Below are 4,537 nucleotides of genomic sequence, written 5' to 3' on the forward strand. Positions count from 1 at the left end.
TGTGGAGCTAAGGAGAATTGAACTCCTGACCTCCTGCATGCCATGCAGGCGCTCTACCAACTGAGCTATAGCCCCTTACCTGTCCGCCCGGTTCCCCCGGCGGCTCCGCCAACATTACACGGTCCTCCCCATGCTCCACCAAATCGTTTCCGGTCTGTGCGGATACGGCCGGTACTGTCAGCCTTCGTGACCGTGATCGCGCTTGCCGGCGCCCGCCGCCGCGTGCCCCTCGCCGCAGGGGCGTGCCTGCTCTCCTTCACGGCCTTCTGGCTCGCGCAGCGCGCCCTGGACGTCTCGATGATCGACTTGATGGTCTACCGCGCCGAGGGCGAGACGGCGCGCGCGGGCGGCGATCTCTACGCGCTGCGGACCACCGAGGCCCATCTGCCCACCACGTACCCGCCGTTCGCCGCCCTGCTGTTCACGCCCCTGACGCTCCTGGACACGGCGGACATGCGCACGCTGGCGACGCTGGGGAACCTGCTCCTCCTGGTGGCCTTCGCGCACCTCGCCCTGCGCCTCATCGGACCTCTCCCGAACCTCGGGCACGCGCGCGTGGAGACCGCCCTGTGGGTGTCCGCCCTCGCGGTCTGGACGGAACCGGTGTGGACGACCTTGCGGTACGGCCAGATCAATCTGCTGCTCGGCGTCCTGGTGCTGTGGGATCTGACCCGGCGCCCCGGCCACCGGTGGGCGGGCCTGGGCATCGGCGTCGCGGCGGCGATCAAACTCACGCCCGCGCTCTTCGCGGTGTTCCTGCTGCTCACCGGCGCGGCCGAGGCCGTGCGGCGCGGGGCGTGGCGCGCGCCCGTGCGGCACGCGTGCGTGGCGGCTGCCTCCTTCGTCGGTGCGACGCTGCTCGCGGCCGCCGTCCTGCCGTACGACTCCCGGCGCTTCTGGACCCGGATGGTGTTCGAGGCGGGCCGGGTCGGGTTGCCCGAGGACACCGCGAACCAGTCGCTGCGCGGGGTCCTCGCGCGGCTCCTGCACACCCCGGAGCCCGGCATCTGGTGGGCGGTGGCCGCGGCGGCGGCCGGCGCGCTCGGTCTCGCGGTCGCGGTGCACGCGGCGCTGCGCGGGGAGCGCGCCCGTGCGGCGGTGGCCTGCGCGGCGACGGCGCTCCTGGTCAGCCCGGTGTCGTGGTCGCACCACTGGGTGTGGTGCGTGCCCATGGCGCTGGTCGTCTGGACGGAGGCGCCGCGCCGGGGCGGCCGGGCCCGGTGGGCAGCCACCGGAGCCGTGGCCCTCGTCTTCTGTTCGTACGCCCTGTGGTGGGTCCCGCACGGCGTAGGACGGCTTGAACTCGGCCAGAATTTTGGCGAGATGACGCTGTCCGCCCTCTACGTAGGGACCGCTTTCGCGTTCCTGCTGCAAGGAATCGGACGCCGGACCCGCCGGGGATCAGGCGGGATCGGATACGGGATCAAGCCGTGGCGAAGGAATAGAAGCGCTTGAGCGTGCAGTGCTCGTCGAGCAGCCGGCCATAGATCGGCTCCCCTTCGAGCTCGCGGTACGTCTCGATGGGGTCGCCCTTTATGATCAGCGCCCGCGCGCACTCCTCGCACCAGTACTGGTAGTCCGGGTTGACGGGTTCCATGTCGCGGACGATCGGCGTACCACTGCCGCACCAGTCGCACTTCCGCCTGTGTGCACCCATCAATCAGCTCCAGCTGTGGCCGCAGGCCGTGCACACGTACGAGACACCGCCGTTGTCACCGAGCACTTGGGCGACATGGGACGAACCGCAGGACGGACAGTTCAGGAGGGTGATCGCCGCGAAGGGAGCGGCAGCGCGGCGCGGCGCGGCCACTGCGACGGGGCGGTCAACCCCATCGGGGATGCTCGCAGGCATCGCTCTCCCTCCCGTCGGGTCACATTCGGTGGTCTGGCGCGGTCCCCTTCCGGCTGTCCGATTCTGCCACGGCCCGAGCGACCCGGTCAGCGACGCAGTCGTACCAGTCCGGACACGGCACCCAGTGCGGCCGCTCCGGCCAGTGCGTACGCGCACACCAGGAGCGCGTCCGCCGATGAATACGCCCCCGGAGCCCCTTGCGACTCAAGCCGGTTGAGGAAAAGTGCGCCAAAACACGCGACGCCGGTCAACTGGCCGAGCTGAGCGACCGTCGAGAGGAGGCCGCTGGCATCCGCGGCGTCCTCGGGCCGCACCGTGGAGAGCGCCCGGGTCAGCGTCGGGCTGAACCCGAGGGAGAGCCCCGCACCGATGCCCACGAAGGCCGCATACAGCCACAGTCCGCCCTCACCCCCGTCGCGGAGGAGCAACCCCACCACGGCCGCCGACACCGCGGTCAGCGCGAACCCGCCGGGAATCAGTGCCCGTTGGACCGTCGCAGGCCAGTGGCGCCAGGTCAGGCCGACCGCGCCGAAGACCACCGCGGTCGGCGCGAACGTCAGGCCCGCGCGCAGGGCGCTGTAGCCGAGGCCGCCCTGGACGTGCAGCGTGAGCACGAACAGGAAGCCGGCGTTGACCGCCATCACCGCGGTGATCCGGAAGACCGCGAGGCCCATGCCGGGGATGCGCAGGACCCGCGGCGCGATCAGCGGCGCACCGCCGCCGCGGGCGAGCCGGGACTCGTACGCGCAGAAGAGCGCGAAGAGGACCACGGCCGACCCCAGCGAGAGCCGGGACCACAGCGGCCAGCCCTCCTCCTGTCCGAGCACCAGCGGCACCGTGAGCAGCGAGACGACGGCACCGAGCAGCACGAGCCCCGGCAGATCGAGCCCACGCGCCCGCGTCTCCCCCGGCTTCGGGGAGGCGTCACGCGGCAGCACCCGCCGCGCCATGATCAGCAGGACCAGGCCGACCGGCACGTTCACCAGGAACACCGGACGCCATCCCGTGCCGAACAGATCGGCGCTGACCAGGACTCCGCCGAGCACCTGCCCCGCGGCGGCCCCGACGGCGAGCACGGCCGCGTACGCGCCGAGCGCCTTCGTCCGCGCCTCCCCGGTGAAGTTGCGCTGGATCAGGCTGAGGACCTGCGGGATGAGGAGCGCCGAGCCCGCGCCCTGCAGCAGCCGGAAGGCGATCAACTCGCCCGTGCCCTGGCTGAGTCCGCAGGCGAGCGAGGCTGCGGTGAAGACCGCGAGGCCGATGAGGTAGACGCGACGGTGTCCGATGCGGTCACCGAGTCGCGCGCCGGTGATCAGGAGCACGGCGTACGTGATGGTGTATCCGGCGATCACCAGCTGCAACCCGGCGCCGGACGCGCCCAGTTCGGTGCGGATGGTCGGCGCGGCGACATTGACGATGAAGACGTCGAGCAGCGCCATGAACTGCGCGGCGATGACGACCGCGAGAAGCCGCCCGGGGCGGTTGTCAGTGCCGGGCGCTTTACTGGATGCGGGAGTTGAACCCGCGGGAGTCGAACCCGCGGGATCCGATGCGGTGGACGGGGTGGTCGCTGTCATGGCACCGAGCGTGACGGCGAGTTGGTACGGGTAACGAGAGCCCGCTGATGCTGGTACTGGCAGCACCTGGCAAGGCCGCGGGCGTGGACCGAGGATGGGGGACGTGACGACGATGGGGACGACTCAGCGCCGGAGGTCGGAGCTCGCCGCCTTCCTGCGCGGCCGCAGGGCCAGGGTGACACCGGCCGACGTGGGCATGCCGCCGGGCCTGCGCCGCCGCACACCCGGCCTGCGCCGCGAGGAGGTCGCCCAGCTCTCCGGCGTCGGCGTCACCTGGTACACGTGGCTGGAGCAGGGCCGCCCGATCAACGCGTCGGCGCAGGTCCTGGACGCCGTGGCGCGCACGCTGCGCCTGGACAAGGCGGAGCGGGAGCACCTGTACCACCTGGCCGAGGTTCCATACGCGCCGGACCGCAAGACGGTCTCCCCCGAGGCCGTCGGCCCGGAGATCCAGGGGATCATCGACGCCCTGGACCCGCATCCGGCGGTGGTCTACAACGCGCGGTACGACATCCTCGCCACGAACCCCGCCTACCGCGACCTCTTCTTCGTCCCGCAGATAGCGACGCTCGGCGTTCCCAACGTGCTGTGGACGCTGTTCATCGTGCCCGACCCCGTCTGCCCGCTCGTCTTCCGCGACGAGGAGCTGCCGGTGATGGTGGCGACGCTGCGCAGTTCGTACGGACGCCATGTGGGCGAGCCCGCCTGGGAGGAGTTCATACGCCGCCTGTCCGGCGCGAGCGCGCACTTCGCCGAGCTGTGGGAGAGCGGCGACGTGGCGCCGCCCGGACCACGGGTGAAGACGTTCCGGCACGACGCGGTCGGTGAGCTGCGGATGACGTCGGTCTCGCTGTCCATCAACGGCATGCCGGAGTGCCGGATCGTCGCGTACACACCGGACGACGAGAAGAGCCGCAGACGGGCGGCCGAGCTCCGTGAACTCAGACCACCGGAAGCGGACGGGCCGCTGGGAACGGAAGGATCTACGGGAACGCAAGGATCCCGCCCTCTGATGAGGACGGGATCCGGATTGTGGAGCTAAGGAGAATTGAACTCCTGACCTCCTGCATGCCATGCAGGCGCTCTACCAACTGAGCTATAGCCCCTT

The 4,537-nt window shown here is 70.9% G+C and carries 5 protein-coding genes and 2 tRNA genes; 2 read left to right on the forward strand and 5 right to left on the reverse strand.

Annotated features, from left to right (window positions below; translation table 11 throughout):
- Positions 1 to 2: 2 nt before the first annotated feature.
- A tRNA-Ala gene (locus AC5P1C_RS43400) sits at positions 3 to 75 on the reverse strand.
- Between the two features lie 111 nt (positions 76 to 186).
- On the opposite strand from AC5P1C_RS43400, the gene AC5P1C_RS43405 reads away from it, so the two are divergent.
- Positions 187 to 1,455 carry a glycosyltransferase 87 family protein gene (locus AC5P1C_RS43405; protein WP_493871533.1) on the forward strand — a complete coding sequence of 423 codons (1,269 nt, stop codon included), beginning with the start codon at positions 187 to 189 and terminating at the stop codon, positions 1,453 to 1,455.
- Here the strand turns inward: AC5P1C_RS43405 and AC5P1C_RS43410 are convergent.
- From AC5P1C_RS43410 to AC5P1C_RS43420, 3 genes are all read right to left on the reverse strand, one after another.
- A complete protein-coding gene (locus tag AC5P1C_RS43410; protein WP_016643127.1) occupies positions 1,424 to 1,657 on the reverse strand; it encodes a hypothetical protein in 234 nt (77 codons plus the stop codon). The two genes, AC5P1C_RS43405 and AC5P1C_RS43410, sit on opposite strands and share 32 nt — an antisense overlap.
- 3 nt (positions 1,658 to 1,660) lie before the next feature.
- Positions 1,661 to 1,852, reverse strand: coding sequence for a hypothetical protein (locus AC5P1C_RS43415; RefSeq protein ID WP_493871534.1), 192 nt, complete (start codon positions 1,850 to 1,852; stop codon positions 1,661 to 1,663).
- A gap of 86 nt (positions 1,853 to 1,938) precedes the next feature.
- Positions 1,939 to 3,429, reverse strand: a complete 1,491-nt coding sequence (locus AC5P1C_RS43420; RefSeq protein WP_493871535.1) for an MFS transporter — start codon at positions 3,427 to 3,429, stop codon at positions 1,939 to 1,941.
- Between the two features lie 94 nt (positions 3,430 to 3,523).
- Between AC5P1C_RS43420 and AC5P1C_RS43425 the strand changes: the two genes are divergently transcribed.
- The gene (locus AC5P1C_RS43425) at positions 3,524 to 4,471 is read left to right on the forward strand and encodes a helix-turn-helix transcriptional regulator (protein WP_493871536.1); all 948 of its coding nucleotides are present in this window, start codon (positions 3,524 to 3,526) and stop codon (positions 4,469 to 4,471) included.
- Here AC5P1C_RS43425 and AC5P1C_RS43430 read toward each other — a convergent pair.
- Positions 4,463 to 4,535, reverse strand: a tRNA-Ala gene (locus AC5P1C_RS43430). The two genes, AC5P1C_RS43425 and AC5P1C_RS43430, sit on opposite strands and share 9 nt — an antisense overlap.
- Positions 4,536 to 4,537: the final 2 nt, after the last annotated feature.

Source organism: Streptomyces sp. A18, from assembly GCF_059026065.1.